General features: G+C 64.0%; 5 protein-coding genes. All 5 read left to right on the top strand.

Annotated elements, in window-relative coordinates; genetic code table 11:
• Window positions 1-35 precede the first annotated feature (35 nt).
• The 5 genes from PXH66_RS02480 to PXH66_RS02460 all read left to right on the top strand — a co-directional run bounded on the left by PXH66_RS02480 (window position 36) and on the right by PXH66_RS02460 (window position 22442).
• Window positions 36-4355, top strand: a complete 4320-nt coding sequence (locus PXH66_RS02480) for a type I polyketide synthase (RefSeq protein WP_330930244.1) — start codon at window positions 36-38, stop codon at window positions 4353-4355.
• A gap of 6 nt (window positions 4356-4361) precedes the next feature.
• Window positions 4362-8696 carry a type I polyketide synthase gene (locus PXH66_RS02475; RefSeq protein ID WP_330930243.1) on the top strand — a complete coding sequence of 1445 codons (4335 nt, stop codon included), beginning with the start codon at window positions 4362-4364 and terminating at the stop codon, window positions 8694-8696.
• On the top strand, window positions 8693-9421 hold the full coding sequence (locus PXH66_RS02470; RefSeq protein WP_330930242.1) for a 4'-phosphopantetheinyl transferase family protein: 729 nt from the start codon (window positions 8693-8695) through the stop codon (window positions 9419-9421). Before PXH66_RS02475 ends, PXH66_RS02470 begins: the two co-directional genes overlap by 4 nt.
• Window positions 9422-9546: 125 nt before the next feature.
• Window positions 9547-16758: an amino acid adenylation domain-containing protein gene (locus tag PXH66_RS02465; protein ID WP_330930241.1), complete on the top strand. Its 7212-nt coding sequence runs from the start codon at window positions 9547-9549 to the stop codon at window positions 16756-16758.
• Window positions 16755-22442, top strand: a complete 5688-nt coding sequence (locus tag PXH66_RS02460; protein WP_330930240.1) for an SDR family NAD(P)-dependent oxidoreductase — start codon at window positions 16755-16757, stop codon at window positions 22440-22442. Before PXH66_RS02465 ends, PXH66_RS02460 begins: the two co-directional genes overlap by 4 nt.

Below are 22442 nucleotides of genomic sequence, written 5' to 3'. Positions count from 1 at the left end.
TTCCACCTGCCCCGCCCGTCCATCCTGCCTCTGCCATGCCTCAGCCGTCTGCCGACCCTTCCCGCGAAAAACAGCTGCGAATGCTGCGCGCGCTCGATGAAGCCGCGGTCAAACTTGAGGCTTTGGAGAAAGCTCGCACCGAACCCATCGCGATCATTGGCGGCGGTTGTCGATTTCCGGGTGGAGTCCGCGATCTGCAGACCTATTGGCATCTGCTCGAAAACGGCATCGATGCCACCGGGGAAATGCCGGCGGACCGGTGGGACATCGACACGCTTTTCGACCCCAACCCGGATACCCCCGGCAAAATTTCCACCCGGCGAGGCTCATTCCTTCCCACGATCGATCGTTTCGACGCGGAGCATTTCAATATTGCCCCTCGCGAAGCCGCCACGCTCGATCCCCAGCACCGCCTCTTGCTGGAAGTCGCCCACGAGGCGCTCGACAGTGCCGGCCAGCTCAACGATCGCCTGGCCGAAAACCTGACCGGCGTGTTCATCGGCGTCACCAACAACGACTACGCCCACCTCCTGCGCGAACATCAATCGGAGCGGCCGCTTGATGCGTATTTTGTCACGGGCAATGCTCCCAACAGCGCGGCGGGCCGCATCTCGTATCAGCTCGGCTTGCGCGGACCAAGTCTGGTGCTGGATACCGCCTGTTCCTCGTCACTCGCCACGATTCATACGGCCTGTCAAAGCCTGCGCGCTCGCGAATGCCATCTTGCCCTGGCCGGAGGTGTGAATCTGTTGATCCTGCCCGACAGCTTCGCCGCCCTTTCCCGGGCGCATATGCTGGCGCCGGATGGTCGCTGTAAGTCATTTGATGCCGCCGCTGACGGCTACGGCCGCGGCGAAGGCGGGGGACTCGTCGTGCTCAAGCGACTCTCGGACGCACGTCGTGACGGCGATACCATTCTGGCAACTATTCGCGGCGGGGCGATCAACCATGACGGACCGGCCTCCGGCTTCACCGTGCCCAATGGTGCCGCCCAACGCACCTTGCTTCAACAGGCGCTGACCGCGAGTCGACTGACGCCGACGGATATTGACTACATCGAAGCCCACGGCACCGGCACCTCGCTCGGCGATCCCATCGAAGTGAACGCGCTCGTCGATGTTCTGGGAGTCGGACGCAGCGCCGCCAACCCGTTACTCCTCGGTTCGGTCAAAACGAATATCGGTCATCTTGAATCCGCCGCGGGCATCGCCGGGCTTCTCAAAGTCGTGCTGTCGCTGTGGTATCGTCAACTGCCCCGCCATCTTCATTTCCAAACGCCCTCCCCGCGCATCCCGTGGGCGGAAATTCCGGTAAAGATCACGCAACATCACGAGGCTTGGCCCGACCGTGGACATCCCCGTCGCGCCGGAGTCAGCTCCTTTGGGGTCAGTGGCACCAACGTGCATCTCATCCTGGAAGAGTCTCCCCTGGAAATGGCCGCGCGCCACGCTCCACCGTCACCCCGTAAATTCTTTGGCGACGGTCCCCGTCATTGGGCCGTCAACCGACCGGCCACCACCACCATCGACGCTTGGTTGCACCGAGTCGACTGGCCACTGCTCCCGCGAAAAGAACGCGCCACGACTCCCATCGTTTTCTCCGCCCCCGGTGCCGCCACCGCCGTGGACGCTTGGAGCCGGCATGCCGCCGACACATACGCCGGGGCCGCCTATCGTGATGTGCTCTCCGTCTTGGAACCTCTCGCGTCCGCCTACGCGGCCGCGGCCGTCGCCGCGTTACCGGGAAGGACCGAGGTGCAGCCGAGCCATGTCCGCCTGTGGCATCGTATCCAGTATCTCGCTACTTTAGCACCGGCCATGCCCGCCTCCGCCGAGCAAGTCTCCGCTTTGCTCGCCGCCCAACCCGACGCCGCGATCGAGATCGAACTGTTACAACGGTGCGGTGAGGCTTTGCCCGCGGTGCTCCGCGGGGAGGTTGATCCTCTTGCGCTGCTTTTCCCGTCGAACGTCACCCCCACCGCTGCGGATCTCTACAGTCGCAACCCCGTCTCCCGGGCCCTGAACGACCTCATCGCCACTTGGCTCAATGCGGCGATTCCGACGGATCGACCGCTTCGCGTGCTCGAAATTGGCGGCGGCACGGGCGCTACCACCAAGACCGTATTGACGGCGTTGCAGGGTCGCGAAATCGACTACGTTTTTACCGACATTTCTCCGCTGTTCATTGCCCAGGCCAAGTCCCAGTTCGCCGACAACTCGGCGGTGACTTGCCGCCCTCTCGACATTGAACGTGATCCTCGCGACCAGGGCTTCGCCCCGGGCGAATTCGATCTTATCGTGGCGGCCAATGTAGTGCACGCCACGGAGGACTTGGCCATCACTCTGGCGCACTGTCGCCAACTGCTGGCAGGCGGAGGCCAACTCGCCCTGATGGAGCTCACTTCACCGCTCGGGTTCCTTGATCTGATCTTCGGTCTGACCGATGGCTGGTGGCGGTTCACCGACACGAAGTTGCGCCCAAATCATCCGCTGCTCGCCCCCGCGCAATGGCAGGCATTGTTGTGCGAGCAGGGGTTCAATGAGGCTCAAATCCACCTTCTGCCGGAATCCGCCGGCGAGATTTTTCGCCAACAAGCGTTGATCACCGCCCCGGCGAAAGGTCCTACCACTTTTCTCCCTGAATCGACCGGACGCTGGCTGCTGATTGGTCCCGCGCCGCATGCCCTGACCGAGATCCTCCGGTCACGCGGCGCCGAAGTGACCACCACGCCAACTTCGGACCTTTCCCCTTTGCGCCAGACTGAACCATGGAGCGGCGTTGTCAGTTTTGCGCCCTCCACCGCCACGCCCATCGACCCGACTCCGTTGCGCGAGACATTGGCTATCGCTCATGCTCTGATCGCAGCGCCCGCCCCGTGGTGGATTGTCACCCGGGGCGCGGTCGATGCCGGCGACGACACTCCCCCCGATGGAATCAACTTGAGCTCCTCCGGTCTCTGGGGGTTTGCCCGCACGGTCGCCCAGGAACATCCGGAATTGCAGGTCCGTCGCATCGACCTGGATATCGATGCCACCCTCGATGATGCCTCCGCCCTCGCCCTGGAATTGCTCCAGCCCAGTGCGGAGGATCAACTCGCCCTGCGAGGCCATGATCGTTTCTCCGCCCGCCTCATCGGGCACGCTTCCACCCAGAGCCCTGACCCGCTCCCGACAACGACCGACGGTTCCATCCTCATCGTGGGAGGATTGGGCGGATTGGGTCTTTCTCTGGCTCGTTGGTTCGGGGACCAAGGCGCCCGTGATCTGACGCTGGCATCACGCCGGGCTCCAAACGCATCCGCCCTCGCGGAGATCGCCGGTCTTCGAGCCCGGGGCCTTACCATTCACATCCACCAAATCGACGTGACCTCGCCCCAAGACGTAACGCGGGTGCTCGAGCAGATAACCGCGGATAGTCCGCCCCTGCGCGGGATCGTCCACGCCGCCGGTGTGCTCGATGACGGCAGCCTGCGTCAGCTGGATTGGTCACGTTTTCCGCCGGTCCTCGACCCCAAGATCACCGGTGCGTGGCACCTGCACGAACAGACGCTCCACCTGCCTCTCGACTTCTTCCTCCTTTTCTCATCCAGCACCGCCCTGCTGGGCACCCCCGGTCAAGCCAACCATGCGGCGGCCAACGCGTGGCTCGATGCGCTGGCTCATCACCGTCGGCGTGCCGGTCTGCCCGCCGTATCCATTAATTGGGGACCATGGTCCGATATCGGTGCGGCGGCCCGTCAGCACGTTGCCGAGCACGCCCGACGACATGGACTGGGGACCATTTCGCCCGCCAAGGGTTGGCATACCCTGGGAGCGATCATGCGGGAACATTTCGCCCAAGTCGCCGTATTGCCCATCACGTGGTCTGAGGTTCCAGCCTCCCTCACCCGATCACCTTTCTTCGATGGCGTGCGGGCGGAAACCGCCACACCGGCGGCGGCGACCGACACTGAATCCCCCGCTTCCGCGCCTACCGACTGGACCGCGTTGCCCCTGCACACTCGCGTCACGCGGTTGCGTGAACGAGTGGAAACGGAGCTCACGGCGGTGCTCGGGCTCGAGGCCGAAACCCGCATCGATCCCGCGAAAGGCTTTTTCACCCTAGGCATGGATTCACTCACCGCCGTCGAACTGCGCAATCGTCTCCAAACTCAATTGGAACGCAGCATCCCATCGACCGTCATATTTGATCACCCGACAACCGATGGACTGAGTCGTCACCTCGCCGGGTTGTTTCAACCCGCGCCTACCGTTTCTCCGGATGCAACCTCAACTCCACTGGCAAATCCCGTCGTCGACGAACTCTCGGATGTCGAACTTTCCGATCTGCTCGACGAAGAATTGAAGGATCTCTAACCCGACATGGCTGCCTCCTCTTCCTCCTCGGATCAACTGCGCCGTGCCGTCGAGGCGATACGGCAACTCAAGGCGCGTCTCGCCGCCGCCGAGCAAGCGAACGCGGCCTGCCCGGTTGCGATCGTTGGTCTGGGGGTGCGCTTTCCGGGCGGGGCGACCACCCCCGATAAACTTTGGCAAATGTTGCATGATGGCGTCGACGCGGTCGGAGACGTCCCCGCCAACCGTTGGGACGCCCAAGCCTTCTATGATCCAGATCCCGCCGCCCCTGGTAAAATAGTCTCCCGACGAGGTGGTTTTCTCGACGACGTTGAACACTTTGATCCGCGCCACTTCGGACTCGCCCCCACCGAGGCTCCCCACCTCGACCCACAACATCGTCTCCTGCTCGAAACCGCATGGGAGGCGCTGGAGCACGCCGGCCTCGCCCCCGATCGCCTGGCGGGTCGCGCGGCGGGCGTGTTCATCGGCATTGCGAGTTCCGACTACGCGCAGCGGCTCTTCGGGCGCGGACTCGAATCCATCGATCCTTATGTGGGTTCAGGCAATGCGCACAGTGTCGCCGCCGGGCGCATCGCCTACACCCTGGGTTTGCATGGTCCGGCGGTCGCGATCGACACCGCCTGTTCCTCCTCGCTCGTCGCCACCCATCTGGCCTGCCAAAGTCTGCGCACCGGCGAGTGCGAACTGGCCCTCACGGGCGGGGCAAACCTGTTGCTGAGCCCCACGATTTCGGTTAATCATTCCCGTGCTCAGATGCTTTCACCGGACGGGCGCTGCAAAGCATTTGGCGCCGCCGCGGACGGATTCGGTCGCGCCGAAGGTTGTGGGGTGATCGTGCTCAAACGCCTGGCCGACGCCACCCGGGACGGAGATCGGGTTCTCGCCGTCATTCGAGGTTCCGCGACCAATCAGGATGGACGCACGAGCGGACTGACCGTGCCCAACGGACAGGCCCAGCAGGCGGTGATTCGTGCCGCCCAAAAACAAGCGGGGGTCAATCCTCATGACATCGACTACTTGGAAGCGCACGGCACCGGCACATCTCTCGGCGACCCCATCGAGGCCCACGCCTTGGGCGCCGTTTTTTCCGAACGCCCGTCCGACCAACCGCTGTGGGTGGGTTCGATTAAATCCAATTTCGGTCACAGTGAAGCCGCCGCCGGCATCGCCGGTATCATCAAGGTCGTGCTGGCTCTCGCGCACGAAGAAGTCCCGCCGCATCTGCATGCCGCCCCGGCGTCACCCCGCATCGATTGGAACGCCCTGCCCCTGCGCATTGTTTCAGCCCCCCGGCCGTGGCCCCGCACCGCTGCCCGAGCCCGCCTGGCCGGGGTGAGTTCGTTCGGTTTTGGCGGCACGAATGCTCATATCGTGCTCGGCGAATCGCCGGAGTCCACCCATCCGGCCGAGGCCAACGAGCCCGCCGACCTGCTGCCGCTTTCCGCCCGCACCCCCGCCGCTCTCGCTCGAATCGCCGCCGATTGGGCCACGTATTTGGAATCTCACGACACGACCTGGAGCGACCTTTGCCACACGGCCGCGGTGGGGCGCGCGGCCTGGTCTCATCGTGCCCTCGTGCCGGCCCCTGCGGCCAGGAATCACCTGCGATCTCTGGCCCAAGGAGAGCCCGCTTCAGACGTAACGGTGCGCACGGTCGAAACCCGTCCGCGCATTGCGTTTCTATTCTCCGGGCAAGGGTCGCTCGCTCCCGAAATCGGGTTAGCACTGCGCAATCACGTGCCGGCGTTTGCCGAAGCTTTCGCCGCGGCGGCGGGTATCGTGGAGCGTCGTGCCGGTTGGGATGTCGCAGCTGTTTTGGCCGACCCTTCCCGCCTGAGCCGCACAGAATATGGTCAAGTCACGCTGTTCTGCCTGAGCTACGCCCTCGCCCGCACTTGGCAGGCGTGGGGGGTCGAACCGGACATGGTGCTCGGACACAGCGTTGGCGAGTATGCCGCCGCCTGCGTTGCCGGGGTGTTCTCCCTCGATGCCGCGCTGGAGTTGTTGATCGCCCGCGCCACCGGCATGGGAGAATTGGGCGAGACCGGTGCCATGGTCGCCGTTTCCGCCGCCGCCTCCGAAGTGGAACCCGAGGCCCGAGCGGCGGGCGTGGAAATCGGAGCCTTCAATGCCCCTCGGCAAGTCGTCCTCACCGGCGCCCGCGAGGCTGTGACCGCCTGCGCCGCCTCTCTCGCCCAAGCCGGTCACCGCACGGTTCCGCTCGGCGTGCGCCAAGGGTATCACTCCGCCGAAATGGAGCCCATGATTTCCGCGTTTCAAGCCGCCGCGGAACGTATCGCTTTTCAACCCGCCGATCGGCAGTTTATCTCATCTGTGACGGGGGCCTCCGACCAAGGTGCGGTCAGCACCACCGCATATTGGGTCGACCAAATTCGTCGACCGGTCCGGTGGACCAGTGCCATCGAAACCCTGCGCACGGAGAAGGCCGATATCATCATCGAGGTCGGTCCCCGCGGGCTGCTGAGCGCGCTTGGGCAACAAACGTGGAGCGACCACGGTCCCGTTTGGCTGACCAGTCTCCGCGGTAAGCCGGGGGAGAATGAAGCCGCCTCGTTACGCACTTCCGCCGCCCACGCGTGGGTCAACGGAAGCGCGATCGATTGGACCGCTGTCCAGCGCGGACGAATCCGTCGGCGGTTGGCGCTGCCCACCTACCCGTTTGAGCGGCAACGCTACTGGTGCGAGGAAGCTCCCCCGCTGGCTCCCGCGTATACCTTGCGAGAAACCCCGATCGATGTGGACCCGACACCTCCCCCTGAGGCTGTGACCTGGCACATCATCGGAGATGCACCGGCTTTGGTGAAGTCGTTGAAAACCAGTGAAGCCGTTGTCGTCTGCCATGATGCCTCCGCTTCCCCTTTGGTGTTGCAGACTCATCTGGTGGCCACGAACGCCACGCCGGTCAAAGTTGTGGTCGTTTCAACGACTCCGCAGGTTTCACTTTGGGTCGGAGCCGCCAAAGCCCTCGCCCTTGAGTTTCGCGAATTATGGCGGGGACTCGTGATCATCGATTCGACGACATCACTCTCCGATGTGCGGTCGACCTGGACGAAGCCCTCCACCACTCCGGTAAGTCGATTCGTCGACTCGGGCCTAAAGGCACCGCAACTGCAGATTGAAACTCTGGCACCCGCAACGTGGACTGCTCGATCGGAGGACACTTATTTGATCACCGGGGGGCTCGGCGCCTTGGGTCAGCAGGTCGCCGGTTGGTTGATTGATCGGGGGGCCCGATCCCTCGCGTTACTCGGGCGAACCCCCCCGACCAAAACCATCGAAGCGCAACTCGATGCCTGGCGAGCGGTCGGCGTCGATGTGCTCACTCTCGCCGCCGATGTCACCGATCGTCCGGCTTTGACCGCCGCCCTTGCCCGACTCGAAAAACCGCTGCGGGGGGTTTTCCATGTCGCCGGCGTCCCCGCGTATCAGCTCTTTGGTGACATTGACCCGGCAACCTGGCGGCAAACCATCGACGCCAAGGTCACGGGAGCTCGCCTCCTCGATGAGCTTACCCGGGAGCAACCGATCGATGTGTTCGTTTTGTTTTCTTCCATCGCCTCCGTTTGGGGATCACAAGGTCAGGCCCATTACGCGGCGGCCAACCAAGCGCTCGACGATCTGGCCCTGCGCAGACGTGAAACCGGACGACCCGCCTTGGCGGTCAACTGGGGTCCCTGGGGCGGAGGGGGGATGGCGACTGCCGCCGTGGCCGCGCAATTGGGATCGATCGGCGTGCGATTGTTGAGCGCTCCCGTCGCCCTCGCGACCCTTGGTGCCGCCTTACGAACAGATCACGCTCAAATCATCGTAGCCGACATCGATTGGGAACGCTTTCGCCCGGTCTACGAACTCCACGGCGCCACGCATTTGCTGGCGAAATTGCCCGGCAGCCCACTCGCCAAAGCACCCACGCACACCGACCAATGCGCCACGTTGGCCGAACGGCTCGCCGGGCTCGAGCCTGCTAAACGCCATGAGGCGGCGGTGGTTCATGTGCAGGCCCTCGTCGGGCGGGTGTTGAAGTTGCCGCTCCAGGAAGTCACCCCGCCCCACACCGGATTCGCGGACCTCGGCGTGGACTCGCTGATGGCCGTGCAACTGCGACGTCAACTATCGGCGGATCTCGCCATCGACCTGGCCGCCACGCTCATCTTTGACCATCCTGACTGCGATCGACTCGCACGGCACCTGGTGGACTGCTTCGACCAAACTCAAACCGCGCCAACCATGGACGCGGTTCCCACCGAATCCGACCCCGATGACGAGACTGCGGCGGAAGCGGAATTGGCACGCAAGCTCGAGCAACTCGGACTGTGACCCCACCCCGCATCGTGTTGGCCTCCGACGAAGTTCATTTGTGGTTCGTTTCGCTGCAGGGTTCGGCGGAGCAACGCGCCATCGCCCATGCCTTGCTCGACGAAGCAGAGCAGACGCAGGCCGCGCGCTTTCATTTTGATCGCGATCGCTTTCGTTTTATCTTCGCCCATGCCGCGTTGAGACGTGTGCTGGCGCGGGTCCTGGAGGTCGCCCCCCCGTCCTTGCGATTCACCAAAGGCCCAGCCGGTAAACCGAGTATCGCGAGCGCCACTCCCGCGCCGCTGCACTTCAACCTTTCGCACGCGCACGAGTATGCGTTGATCGGCCTGAGCCGGGACTACCCGATCGGCGTCGACCTCGAGTGGAGCGGTCGCGACGTCGAATACAACGACATCGTCTCCCGTTTTTTTTCCACAATCGAAAAACAGGCATGGGCCGCACTCGCACCATCGGAATTTCCGACCGCATTTTTCCGCGCGTGGACACGCAAAGAAGCCTACGTCAAGGCACGTGGAGCAGGCCTCGGCCACGCCTCCGAAAACTACTCCGTCGATTTCAGCCCTGCGGGCGCAGGAGGACTGATCGCAGACGAACTCGACCCCACCGCACCCGACAGATTTCAGCTCCATCCCATCGTCGCTCCCGACGGCTACAACGCGGCTTGGTCCGCCGAGGTTACCCGCGCCAAAGCAATGAGGGTAACTCTGCATAAAACGCTAATATAAAACGCTATCGCTCGAGTTTCTATTGGTCGCGTAATGGTTACATAGTTGTAAAAAACCATTTGCAGGCCTTTGACGGATCGATGGCATGTTAGGCGTTTGCCTCAATTACGGTAGCCGCTTCCTCGATGCCCCCCCCTTCATCCTCCAGCTCTTCCGCCAGTCCGCTTCGCCGTGCGTTGCAGGCGATTGAGACCTTGGAGGCGCGTTTGGAAGCTCAGCGCCGGTCGATCCACGAACCAATTGCCGTAGTGGGAATCGGCTGTCGGTTTCCCGGGGGGGCAGATTCTCCGGCCGCATTTTGGGAACTGCTGCGCGAAGGACGTGACGCGGTCACGACAGTTCCGACCCACCGTTGGGATGCGGAGGCGTTTCGCGCCGCATCCTCGGATATCCCGGCTCGTTCCGTTTCCCGCCATGGCGGCTTCCTGACTGATCTGGAGCAATTTGATCCCGTGTTTTTCGGCATTTCCCCCCGCGAAGCCGCTCGAATGGATCCACAACATCGACTGTTGCTCGAGGTCACCCACGAGGCACTGACCGCCGCGGGACAGTCCCCGGACCGCAGAGCTCGTCGCAACACCGGTGTCTTCCTCGGCATTACCAGCACGGAATACGGTTCACTCCAGCACAACGCCGATGGCGATGCTGCGCTCGATACCTACCATCTTACCGGCAACGCCCTCAACACGGCCGCCGGACGCATCGCCTTTGTCTGTGGCCTGCACGGCCCCACCCTCGCGGTCGACACGGCTTGCTCGTCATCCCTCACCGCCCTTCATCTCGCCTGCCACAGCCTGCGCACCCGGGAATGCGATAGCGCGGTCGCCGCCGGGGTTAACGCCTTGCTTTCACCTTGGGGTCATATCGCGCTGTCGCGCGGGCAAGTGCTTTCACCCACCGGCCGAGCTCGCACGTTCGATGCCGCCGCCGATGGCATGGTCCGCGGCGAAGGTTGCGGAGCCGTCGTCTTGAAACGACTGAGCGACGCCGAACGAGACGGTGACGCCATCCTCGCCGTCGTGCGCGGATCAGCGATCAATCAGGACGGCCCCAGCAGTGGGCTCACCGTTCCGCACGGTCCCGCCCAGGAACAACTACTCCGGGACGCCCTTACTCGAGCCGGACTGCAGCCATCCGACATCGACTACATTGAAGCCCATGGCACCGGCACGTCATTGGGTGATCCGATCGAAGTCGGCGCGCTCGGTCGCGTATTTGCCTCCGGCCGCACCACCGCATGCCCTCTGCGATTGGGTTCGGTGAAAACCAATCTGGGTCACCTCGAATCTGCCGCCGGTATGGCCGGATTCATCAAAACCATCCTCGCCCTCCACCACGAAGCACTGCCGCCGCATCTTCACTTCGACACCCCCTCACCACAGATCGATTGGCAGGGAGATCGTATAGTCGTCCCGACAAAACTCACGCCGTGGCCCCGTCATGATCGTCCGCGTCGGGCGGGACTGAGTGCGTTTGGCTTCAGTGGAACCAATGTGCACGTGGTCATCGAGGAAGGCCCGCGGGCCCCCGCCGACCCGGATCGTGGCCTCCATGGCGGCGATCCCGGCTATCAACGCCAATACTTTCCCCTGCCCGTCCCTTGTGAACCGGAAGAACTGGTGCCGGAGGACTTCCCGCTCCGTCGCATCGAGGTGCCCGGCACCGACGACGCGCACTGGGAGTTGGCGCTCACGACTCAATCACCCGCGTGGCTGCAGGATCACAAGGTTTTTGGGAACGTCGTCTTCCCGGCCGCAGCGTGGCTGGAGCTCGCCCGACGCATCGGGGCCGCGAGTGGAAAGCCCGGGTTACGCGACGGCCACTTGAGTCGAGCGCTCATGATTCCGGCCCGAACCCGTTGGATTCTGCAAGGTGTCTTGCGGCCTGATGGTGCCGTGGAGATCTTTGCCCGCGTCGGATCTCGCGGGCCATGGACCAGTCATTTCACCGGCCGAGTCACGCACGAACCTGACGCCACGGGCGACGAACCGATGCCAGCGCGACCGCCTGCCACCGGGGATCTTTCCGCGGATTTTTATGCGGACTACCGTGCGCGGGGGTTGGACTACGGTCCCTGCTTCCAAGGCGTTCGAGCTCTGTGGCCGGCCGTCGGCGAAGTGGTTGCCGTCGTGCAACTCCCCGGAGCATTACACCACGGCGCTGCGGCGGCTGATTCGCTCCATCCGGCATTGATTGATGCCTGCTTTCAGGCCGCCGGTAAATCGTTCGGTCAGGAAGACTCCAGCGAGGAGGTATACCTCCCGGTCAGTATCGCATCCTGGCAGATCGTCAGCGATGCCATCGAAGGTCATGCTGAACTCACTCTGCACGCGTCCTCACAAGTCGACGCTGATGGTGCCAACGTTTCCTTCACCCTGCACGACGCTCACAATCGCCTGGTCGCCAAACTCACGGGAATGCGTTTACAACGGGCCTCCGCCCAAGTGCTGCGCCAGCAAAGTGAACCGGTCGTGCCGCTTGACTGGATTTACACCATCGAGGCCATTCCCGCACCGCTCGACGCTGAAACCCCGACCACAAAATTATCGGGCAACTGGTTGCTCGTGGCGCCGGAATCCGTCTCCACCGATGCACTCGTGGCCGCATTCGAACAAGCGGGAGCCGACCTTACCGCCGCCACCGCTTACTCCCCGGGCAACTGGGCTGGCGTCGTGGTGCAAGCCGAAGCGTCCGACACTCCCGATACCGCCAAGACGGTCGGCCCCACGCTCACCACCTTGCAAGCACTCAGCACCACGACGACGCCGGTGTGGATTCTGACGGGAGATCCCGCCGTTCATCCCGCGGCAGCAGCGGTGTGGGGCCTGGCCCGCGTCGCTCAATCCGAACTTGCCCCCCTTCCCGTGCGCTTGATTGGGGCCGAAGCATTCAGTCCGTCCCGGCTGATCGCCGAACTGGGTGCGGCCGGTCGGGAGAACCAGATTCTTCACCGGGCCACCGGTCGTTACGTTCCGCGCCTGCAACCATGGCGGGACAACGGCAATGGTGGTGACTCCTTCGCTTTATCCCCCGACCGCACCTATTTGATTACGGGCGGATTGGGCGGACTGGGACGCCTCGCCGCCGCCTGGCTGATTCATCACGGAGCACGCCATCTCGCTCTCGTGGGCCGTCGGTCCCCGTCGGCCGATGCCGCCGCCGAAATCGAACAATGGCGCAAAGACGGGATCACCGTATTCACCCCTTCACTCGATTTATGCCTGCCGAACGACGTCGCCCAACTCGCCACGATTACGCCGACGATCGGGGGCGTGATCCACGCGGCGGGGACCATTGCGGACGCATCCATCGCGAGCCAAAGCCCCGAATCCTTTCGCTCCGTCGCTGCGGCCAAAACCGTGGCCGCGTCGTTGCTCGCCCCCGCGTTGTCCGCGGCGGAACTGGAATTTTGGATTACATTTTCTTCTTCCGCCGCCGTGCTCGGCACTCCCGGCCAAGCCAACTATGCGGCGGCCAACGCGTGGCTCGATGCGTTCAAACCACCGGCTCGGCGGCACCTCGTGGTGGCCTGGGGACCGTGGTCGGTAGGGCTCGGCGCCGCCGTCGGCGATCGTTACGCGGCGCGAGGTATCTGCAACATCGAGCCGCGGCAGGGGTTCGCGCTGCTCGAACGCCTCATCACCTCGCACACGTCGACAGCCACCGTCTTGCCGATCAACTGGACCCGGTTCTTCGGACAACTGCCCTCCGGCGCCGCCATACCGTTGCTCGACAACCTGCGACCGGCGAGCGCCGCCGCCCACGTCCCGGTTGCTACGTCCGCCAAACTCACCGATCCCGCCGAAATCCGCGCCCAGTTGCCGACGTTACTGCGCCGTGAAGTCGCCCGGATTCTGCGAGTCGATCCCGACCGACTGGCGGATGATCGTGCGCTTACCTTGCAGGGGCTGGATTCCCTCATGGCGGTGGAACTGCGTCACGCCGTGCAACAGGGCACCGGCATTGATGTCGCCGCCGTGGTTTTTCTGGATGACACTCCTCTCGGCAAACTCGCGGCAATCTTGGCGCAGCGGATCGAAGCTACATCGACCGATGCAGCCCGGGTCCCGGAGCACCCCGCCCTCTCGCAAGGTCAGTCCGCGCTTTGGTTTTTGCACCAGACCGATCCGGCGAGTGCGGCTTACAACACGGCCTTTGCCCTGCGTTTGCGGGGTGCCGTGCAAGCGCCGCGCCTGCAACAAATCTTCACTCAACTTCTCCGACGCCACCCCCAGCTGCGCGCCCGGTTCCCCCGGCGGGAGGGCGTGCCCACCGTCGAGTCTGCCCCCGTCGCCACGCCCGCCTTCGAGTTGATCGATGCCGACGGCTGGACGGCCGATCAACTCACCCAGGCCGTCGCCAGCGACTACAATCGTCCGTTCGACCTCGCCCAGGACACCTTGCTGCGCGTGAGTGTGTATCTAAACTCTGGCGACAATGAGGCCGTGCTGTTGTGCACGATTCACCACATCGTCACCGACGCCTGGACCAACTGGCTGTTGCTTGATGAGTTCACCCGCCTTTACGCCGAAGCTTCGCACGGAACGCCCGCGGAGCTCGCGCCGTTGACGACCACCTACGGCGATTTCGTCGCGTGGCAAAACGACTACCTCGACGGCGCCGAGGGGGCGGCCGCCTGGGCTTTTTGGGAACGCACCCTCGCGGGACCTTTGCCGGTGCTCGCATTACCCACCGACCATGTGCGACCCGCCGTCCTCACCCCGCGCGGTGCATCGGTGCCTCTCGCCCTGCCGACGTCGCTGTTCGACCGGTTGCAAGCACTCGCCCAATCTCAGGGCACCACCGCGTTCAATCTGCTACTCACCGCCTGGCAAGTGTGGCTGCATCGTCACACGGGACAGGACGACATCATCGTGGGTTCTCCCACCGCTGGTCGTAGTCAGCCCGGATTCACCCGCGTCGCGGGCTACTTCGTCAACCCGGTGCCTTTTCGCACCACGCTCCGACCTGAGCAGACATTCCTTGATCTGCTGGCCGCCACCCGCCGCACCAGCTTGGCCGCGCTCGCGCACGCGGACTTCCCCTTGCCGTTACTGGTCGAAAAATTGAAACTGTCCCGCGATCCCCGTCGCCCCGCCCTGTTTCAGAATCTCTTCGTGTTTCAAAAGCCCCAGGAACGCGCCGACATCACGACATCCGGTGAGGTCCCGTGCGGCGACCTCACCATCGCGGAGTTTCCGTTGGCCCAGATGGAAGGACAGTTCGAGCTCACGCTGGAAGTTTTCGCCGGTGGAGGTGGCAGCCTCAAATACAACACCGCCTTGTTCACCGCCGAAACCGCCACCCGGTTCGCGACTCGGTTCCGCACTTTGCTCGAAGCGATCGTCACTCGTCCGGAAACCACCATCGACCAACTCGAGATGCTCGATGCCGCCGAGCGCACGCTGGTGACCGAAACTTGGAACCACACCGCCCCGGAATTTTCCTGCGAACATACCTTGGCCGAGCTCCTGTTGGCTCAAGCCGAACGGACCCCCAATGCCCCCGCCCTGACGTTTGGCGACACCACGCTGAGCTACCGCGAGCTGCATGCCCAAGCGGGCCGACTCGCCCATGCCCTCCAGACCGCCGGAGTGCGCCCGGATGGGTTGGTCGGCGTATGTGCCGAGCGTTCCGTCGAACTGGTCGTCGCCTTGCTCGGCACCGTCCTCGCCGGGGGAGCCTACGTCCCTCTCGACCCCTCGTATCCCGAGGAACGCCTGGCGTTCATGCACGCGGACTCCGGGGTGCAACTCGTGCTCACCACCAACGCGCTGGCCGACGCGTGGACCGCCCGGGGCGCGCAGGTATTGGTATTGGACCAATCCACCGCCGATTCCGCCGCAAAATCGTCGGGCCCTGCGCTTCCCTCCGACCTCACCCCGGACCGGGCGGCGTATTTGATTTACACCTCCGGCTCAACCGGTCGGCCCAAGGGAGCGCTCAACACTCATCGCGCCATCGTGAATCGACTGCGGTGGATGCAGGCGGAGTATCCGCTGGGCCACGACGACGTGGTGATGCAAAAAACCCCTTTCAGTTTTGATGTCTCGGTGTGGGAGTTTTTTTGGCCCCTGCTCACCGGCGCCCGTCTGGTCGTAGCGCGCCCCGGAGGACACCAGGACCCGGCCTATCTCGTCGACCTGATCCGGCGCGAAAGGGTAACCACCCTGCACTTCGTGCCGTCGATGCTGCAGCTGTTCACCGAAGCATCCGGCATCGAAGACTGTGCATCGCTTCGGCGCGTCATTTGTTCAGGGGAAGCCATGCCAGCCGATCTACCGCCGCGTTTCTTCGCGCGCCACTCCTCGGCGGAACTCCACAATCTTTACGGCCCCACCGAGGCGGCCGTCGACGTCACCTATTGGGCGTGCCATCGTGATGCGGTGCCCGGCCCGGTGCCCATCGGACGCCCGGTCGCTCGCACGCAAGTTTACGTTCTGGATTCGTGCGGAGCTCCGGTGCCCATCGGCGTAGCCGGTGAACTCCATCTCGGCGGAGTGCAACTGATGCGCGGGTATCACAATCGCCCGGACTTGAATGCGGAAAAACTCATACCGAATCCCTTTTCGACTTCTGCGCAGGCGCGACTTTATCGCACGGGCGATTTGGTGCGGTGGCGATCCGACGGTGCGCTCGACTACCTGGGACGCATCGATGGCCAAGTGAAGCTGCGGGGATTTCGCATCGAGCTCGGCGAGATCGAATCCGTCCTGACCGCCCAGACCACGATTCGCGAAGCGGCGGTGATACTCCGGGAAGACCAACCGGGCGATCCGCGCCTGACCGCCTACGTGGTCGCGACCGATTCCGCCCACCCACCCGAAGTCAACGAACTACGGCGGGCGCTGCGGGAAAAACTTCCCGACTACATGGTTCCCGCTGCCTTCGTGGTTTTGCCGCGGTTGCCGCTTTCGCCCAATGGCAAGCTCGACCGCCGCGCGTTGCCCGCCTCGACCCCGGAATTCGCCGCACCGATTTCACGCCGCGGAGACCAGGGCGGTCCGGCATCACCTTCCGAACAACGGTTGGCCGCGCACTGGCGCGAGTTACTGGGCCATGACCGCTTCGGACCGGAGGACAATTTCTTCGATTTGGGCGGACACTCCCTGCACCTCGGTCGACTGCATGCCCGCTTGCAGTCGGAGGGCACGCCCGACCTTCAGCTCGTGGAGCTTTTTCAATACTCGACCATCCGCTCACTGGCCCAACGTCTCGACGCGTTGACCGGCGATTCCTCCCCACCTGAACCCGCCAATTCACGCCTTTCTGCGCCGCGTCGTGATCCCTTGCGAGACCAACGAGCGCGTCGACGCGCCGCCCGCGCTTTGGAATGAGTTCCGCCGCCGACACCACACGCTCCCCTCGCGATCAGGACATTGCCGTCATCGGCATGGCATGCCGTTTCCCGGGTGCCCCGGACCTCGCTGCGTTTTTGGACCTGTTGCGCTCGGGCCGCGAAGGCATCACGCATTTTACCGTCGAAGAACTCATCGCGGCCGGCCTCGACCCCAAGCTGGTCAACCGTCCCGACTACGTGCGCGCCAACGCCGTGCTGCCGGAACCCGGCCGGTTCGATGCCGCGTTCTTTGGCTACACTCCGCGTGAAGCAGAGCTGTTGGACATCCAACAACGCGCCTTTCTCGAGACCGCTTGGACCGCCGTCGAGCACGCCGGTTATGACCCGACACAGCTGACCGGCCCGTGTGGAGTCTTTGCCGGATCCGGACTCAACACCTACTTGCTGCACCAAATCGCAGCCAATCCCGCCGCCATCGCTTCGGCCGGCGAATTCCAGGTGATGATCGCGAATGACAAGGATCACCTCGCCACCCGCGTCGCCTACAAACTCAACCTCACCGGTCCCGGCCTGACTGTGCAGACCGCGTGTTCGACCTCGCTCGTCGCGGTTCACCTCGCTTGCCAAAGCCTACTCTCCGGGGAAAGCGAAGTGGCTCTCGCCGGCGGGGTCTCAATCCGCGTGCCTCAAACCACCGGCTACCTGCATCAGGAAGGCATGATCCTGTCGGCCGACGGCCATTGCCGCGCTTTCGATGCCGACGCATCCGGCACGGTGGGAGGCAACGGCGTCGGGGCGGTGCTCCTGAAGCGCGCCAGCGATGCCATCGCCGACGGTGACAGCATTCACGCCATCGTGCGCGGTTCCGCGATCAACAACGATGGCGCCGCCAAGGTAGGCTACACCGCACCCGGTCTGGACGGCCAAGCCACGGTCATTGCCGAAGCGCTGGCCGTGGCCGAGGTTGACCCCGACGACATCGGCTACGTCGAAACCCATGGCACTGGCACCAAACTGGGCGACCCACTGGAAGTGGCGGCTTTGACCAAAGCGTTCCGACGTGGCACCAAACGCACCGGCTTTTGCGCATTGGGAGCTGTGAAGACGAATGTGGGGCATCTGGACGCGGCGGCCGGGATCGCGGGATTCATCAAAACCGTGCTGACACTGCGCGAACGCACATTCTTTCCGACCCTGCATTATCGTCGCGCCAATCCCCAGATTGATTTCCCCCGCTCACCTTTCCGGGTCGCGACCAACCTGGCAGACTGGAGCGCCCCTTCCCACCAAACACGACGCGCCGGAGTGAGTTCGTTCGGGATCGGCGGGACCAACGTGCACATGGTGCTGGAGGAGGCGCCGTCGGTCGCTTCGCCAACCAACCGCGACACGCCCGTTTCCTCTCAATTATTTGTCGTCTCCGCCCGCACCGCCGAAGGCCGCGACGAACTGGCCTCCGCGTTGCCCGCGTTTCCTCTGGATGGGCATGCCCGCGATGCGGCGTTTACGCTCGCCACGGGTCGCAAGGCCTTTTCGGCCCGCGCCGCGCTCGTCGGGGCCTGCGTGGCCTCCGCGCAGGAGATTTCCCGCGATCACGCCGACCGACCTCGATCGGTGGCATTTCTATTTCCCGGTCAAGGGGCGCAGACGCCGGGCATGGCAGCGGGACTCTACGATCAGGACCCGGAGTTCCGAGCCGTCATCGATCGCGGCGCGATGACATTGCAACCCCATTTGAACGGACGGGACATCCGCCCGCTGTTGCTGGGTTCACCCGACGATACCGCAGCCGCCGCGACCCTGACCCGCACTTCGATCACGCAACCCGCCCTCTTTCTGGTTTCGCACGCGCTGGCCCAACGCTGGTTGGCGCTGGGCGTTGAGCCCACGGTCATGCTCGGGCACAGTATCGGCGAATGGGTGGCCGCTTGTCTGGCCGGAGTGTTCAGCGTCGAAGACGCCTTGTCCCTGGTCGCACTACGCGGTCGCACGATGGAGGCGCAGCCCGCCGGCGCCATGCTCGCGGTCAATCTCGCTGAGACGGCGATCCGGGAAAATCTACCAGCCGGCCTCACCATCGCCGCCGTCAACGCGCCCGATCAAACCGTGCTGAGCGGACCAACCGATTCAATCGAGGCCCACGCGACCCGGCTGCAAGCACAAGGGGTCACGGCTTTGCGTTTGCGCACGTCACACGCCTTCCATTCCGCCGCCATGCAGCCAGCGGCGGATGCCCTTGAAGCGGCTCTGCGGCGGATCACGCTGCACCGTCCGTCCCGTCCGTGGATATCCAATGTCACCGGCACGTGGATTACCGACGACGAAGCCATCTCACCCGGTTATTGGGCGCGCCAACTGCGGGAGCCCGTGCGGTTTTCCGACGGAGTAGAAACGTTGCTCGCCCAAGGTCCCACGGTCTTCCTCGAAGTAGGTCCGGGGCGCACCGCCACGGGACTCGTCCGTCGCCATGCTGACTGGAATGACTCGCACCGGGTCGTGGCGTCGCTGCCCCCGCCTGCCACCGCGGCGAGCCTGTTGCCCGCCCTGGGTCAACTCTGGTGCACCGGTGGCGCGGTCGACTGGCACCAGTTTTATGCCGGAGAGACCCGACGCCGCGTGCCGTTGCCCACGTATCCATTTGGAGGTGACGTCTATTGGATCGATGCGGCCATCGCCTCATCCGGCGATTCGACTGCGCCCCGAGCTCCGGCAGAATGGTTGCACCTGCCCTCATGGCAACGCACCGGCGCACCGCGTCCCATCGCGGCCGTCACGGACGGAGCATGGGCGATTGTCGGTGGCACGGCATCGTGGCGCGACGCATTTCATGACCATTTGCAGGCCGCAGGAGCGGCCGTGGGAGAACCCGGCTCCGCCCGCTGGATTATTGATTTGCGCGGCACGGAGTCCGACGCTGGCGGCACCGGGGGATTCGAAAATCTCCGCGCACTGGCCGCCCAACTCGCAGCGCGCGATCCCGTTTCCGCTAGCCGTTTGCTGATCGTGACGACCGGACTGGCGGCCTTGGCGGGGGAGCAGGCGATCCAACCTGAAAAATCTCTGTTACTCGGACCCGCCCGCGTATTGCCACGTGAAGTCTCCGGTTGTGATACCCGTATCGTCGATCTGATCGCGTCCACGCCCCTCACCCCGGCAATGGTTGTCGCCTTGCTCGATGAAGCGAGGTCTGACGACGGCGGTGCCGTCGTGCTCTGGCGTGGCGGACGACGATGGACCGAAGCCGTCAATGCACTGCCGGCACCGGAGCCGATCTCCACGCCGACGGCAGCTCCCACCTTGATCACGGGGGGGCTGGGCGGCCTTGGCTTCGCCGTGGCCCAATCAATGGCCGCGCAAGCCGACGCCTCGTTGGTTCTGATGGGACGCTCCCCCCTCAACGAGTCGAACCGATCGAAAATCGCCACCCTTCGCGCCCAGGGCGCAACCGTGGAGTATCACGCGATCGACGTCACCGAGACATCGGCTCTCGCGGCGCTTCACGATGATCTCATCGCCCGAGGCGTGAAATGCACCCGCCTCATTCATGCCGCCGGACAGCCCTCAAGCGGCACCCTCCTGCGCAGCACCGCTGCGAACTCCGCAGCAGTTCTGGCGCCCAAGGTGCAAGGCACGATCGCGTTGTGGAAAATCTGGGGGGGCGACCTTTCCCATGGGTTGGTTTTGATGTCGTCGCTCTCCGCCCGTCTCGGTGAGTTCGGACAAGCCGACTACGCTGCGGCCAACGCGTTTCTCGATGCCTTCGCCGTGGCCCATCACACCGAGGATCGGCCGATCATCAGCTTGGCGTGGGATACGTGGGACGAAGTGGGCATGGCTGCGCGGCTCAGCACACAGCCGGCCTTGGCGACCTGGTATGCCGAGCGTCGATCGTGGATGATCAAGCCCGTCGACGGCGTAAACGTGCTGCGCATCGCGATCGCTCAACGCGAGCCCCATGTATTGATCGCCACTCATGCATTGGAGGGCCGCCAGGTTACGCCGTTGGAGGCTTCCGCTCCCGCGGCCACCGTGACTGGAAAGCCGCCCACACGTCATCCCCGTCCCAACCTCCCCACCGCATTCACGAGTCCCACCAGCGCAACCGAAACACGTTTGGCGACCATTTGGAGCGAGTTGCTGGGCATCGAGCCGGTGGGGGTTCAGGACAACTTTTTCGATTTGGGCGGACATTCCTTGCTGGCGACCCAAGTCATCGCCCGATTGCGCGACCGCACGTCCAGCCCGGTCACGCTGGCGGCCTTTTTCGAACACCCCACCATTCATGGTTTGGCCGAACTGATCGACGGCAACGCCGTGGAATCAAGCGCCCCGCCCCCGCTCTCTCCCCGGAAGCACCCCGACCACACCGCGCCACTGTCATTTGCCCAAGAATCCCTGTGGTTGCTCGACCGCATGGCCGGAGGCAGTGTCCACTACAACGAATTTGGGGCGCAACGCATTCGCGGTCCGCTTCAACCCGAACGGCTCGCCGCCGCGCTTCGTCACGTCGCATCGCGTCACGAAGTGTTGCGCACGGCCTTCGTTGAGCAAGCGGGCAACCCGGTGCAGCGCATCATGGCGGTCGAAGAACTGGATTGGAAACTGCCTGTGCTGGACTGGTCCGATCAACCCGACACCACCCGCGCCAATGCACTGACTGACCTGGCCGCGACGCTCGTGGGCACACCGTTCGATCTCGCCCAGCCGCCATTGCTGCGCGCCCGATTGGTGCGACACGGAGAGTCCGATCACAGTCTGATGATCGTGGTGCATCACATTGTTTTCGACGGCTGGTCTTCCCGCAACTTCTTCGCGGAAATGCTGGCGGCCTACGCCGAGCAGGAGCTGCCGGCCCTTGCGGTGCAATATGCCGACTTCGCTCACTGGCAGCGACGGTCAATGGACGGTCCCCGTCGCGCCACGCTCGAAACCTTCTGGCGCGAGCAAATGACACCGCTATCCGCACCGCTTGCGCTATCCACGGATCGTCCTCGCCCGACCCGCCAAACGTTCACCGGTCGTCGGCAAGCAGTCGTCATCGACGCCGAACTCACGGCCGCCATCTCCCAACTGGGTCGCCGCCATGACGCCTCGCTCTTCATGACGGTGCTCGCAGGCTACGCCGCGGTGCTCGCCCGCCACGCCGCGCAAGATGAAGTGGTGATTGGCAGCCCGACCGCCGGTCGCAAGCAGGCGGATCTGGAACCGTTGATCGGCTATTTTGTAAATCCGTTGCCGCTGCGCCTCGCCCCAGGTCACGCCGCCAGCTTCAGCGCGCTCATGCGACAGACGCGCGAGACTTTGCTCGCGGCCTACGCCCATCAGGACCTGCCGTTTTCCCAAATCGTCGAAACCGTGGCCCCTCCCCGTGACCCTGCTCGTTCCCCGCTGTTTCAAGCCATGTTGGTGTTTCAAAACCGCACGCCCATGCCAGCTGCTCCCGCCGGTTGGTCGATCGAAGCCTGGGAACCGACCAACGGGCCCGCCCGTTCCGACCTGGACCTGTATTTGTGGGAACAGGACGATCATCTGTCCGGATATTTTCTCTACAATACCGACCTGTTTGACGTCGGCACCGTTGATCGTCTCACCCGCCGATTAGTGACTTTCCTCACCCACGCCACCCAAACGCCGGATGCCCCCCTCGGTTCGTTGAAAATGGAGGCATCTTTTGTGCTGCCTGGACTTGGCAGCCGGCGCTCTCGTTCGACAGACTCTTAA

This window comes from Synoicihabitans lomoniglobus (assembly GCF_029023725.1).
Lineage (GTDB): Bacteria > Verrucomicrobiota > Verrucomicrobiia > Opitutales > Opitutaceae > Actomonas > Actomonas lomonigloba.
Note: the sequence above shows the minus strand (reverse complement) of the source record. Positions and strands in the feature narration are given on the sequence as shown.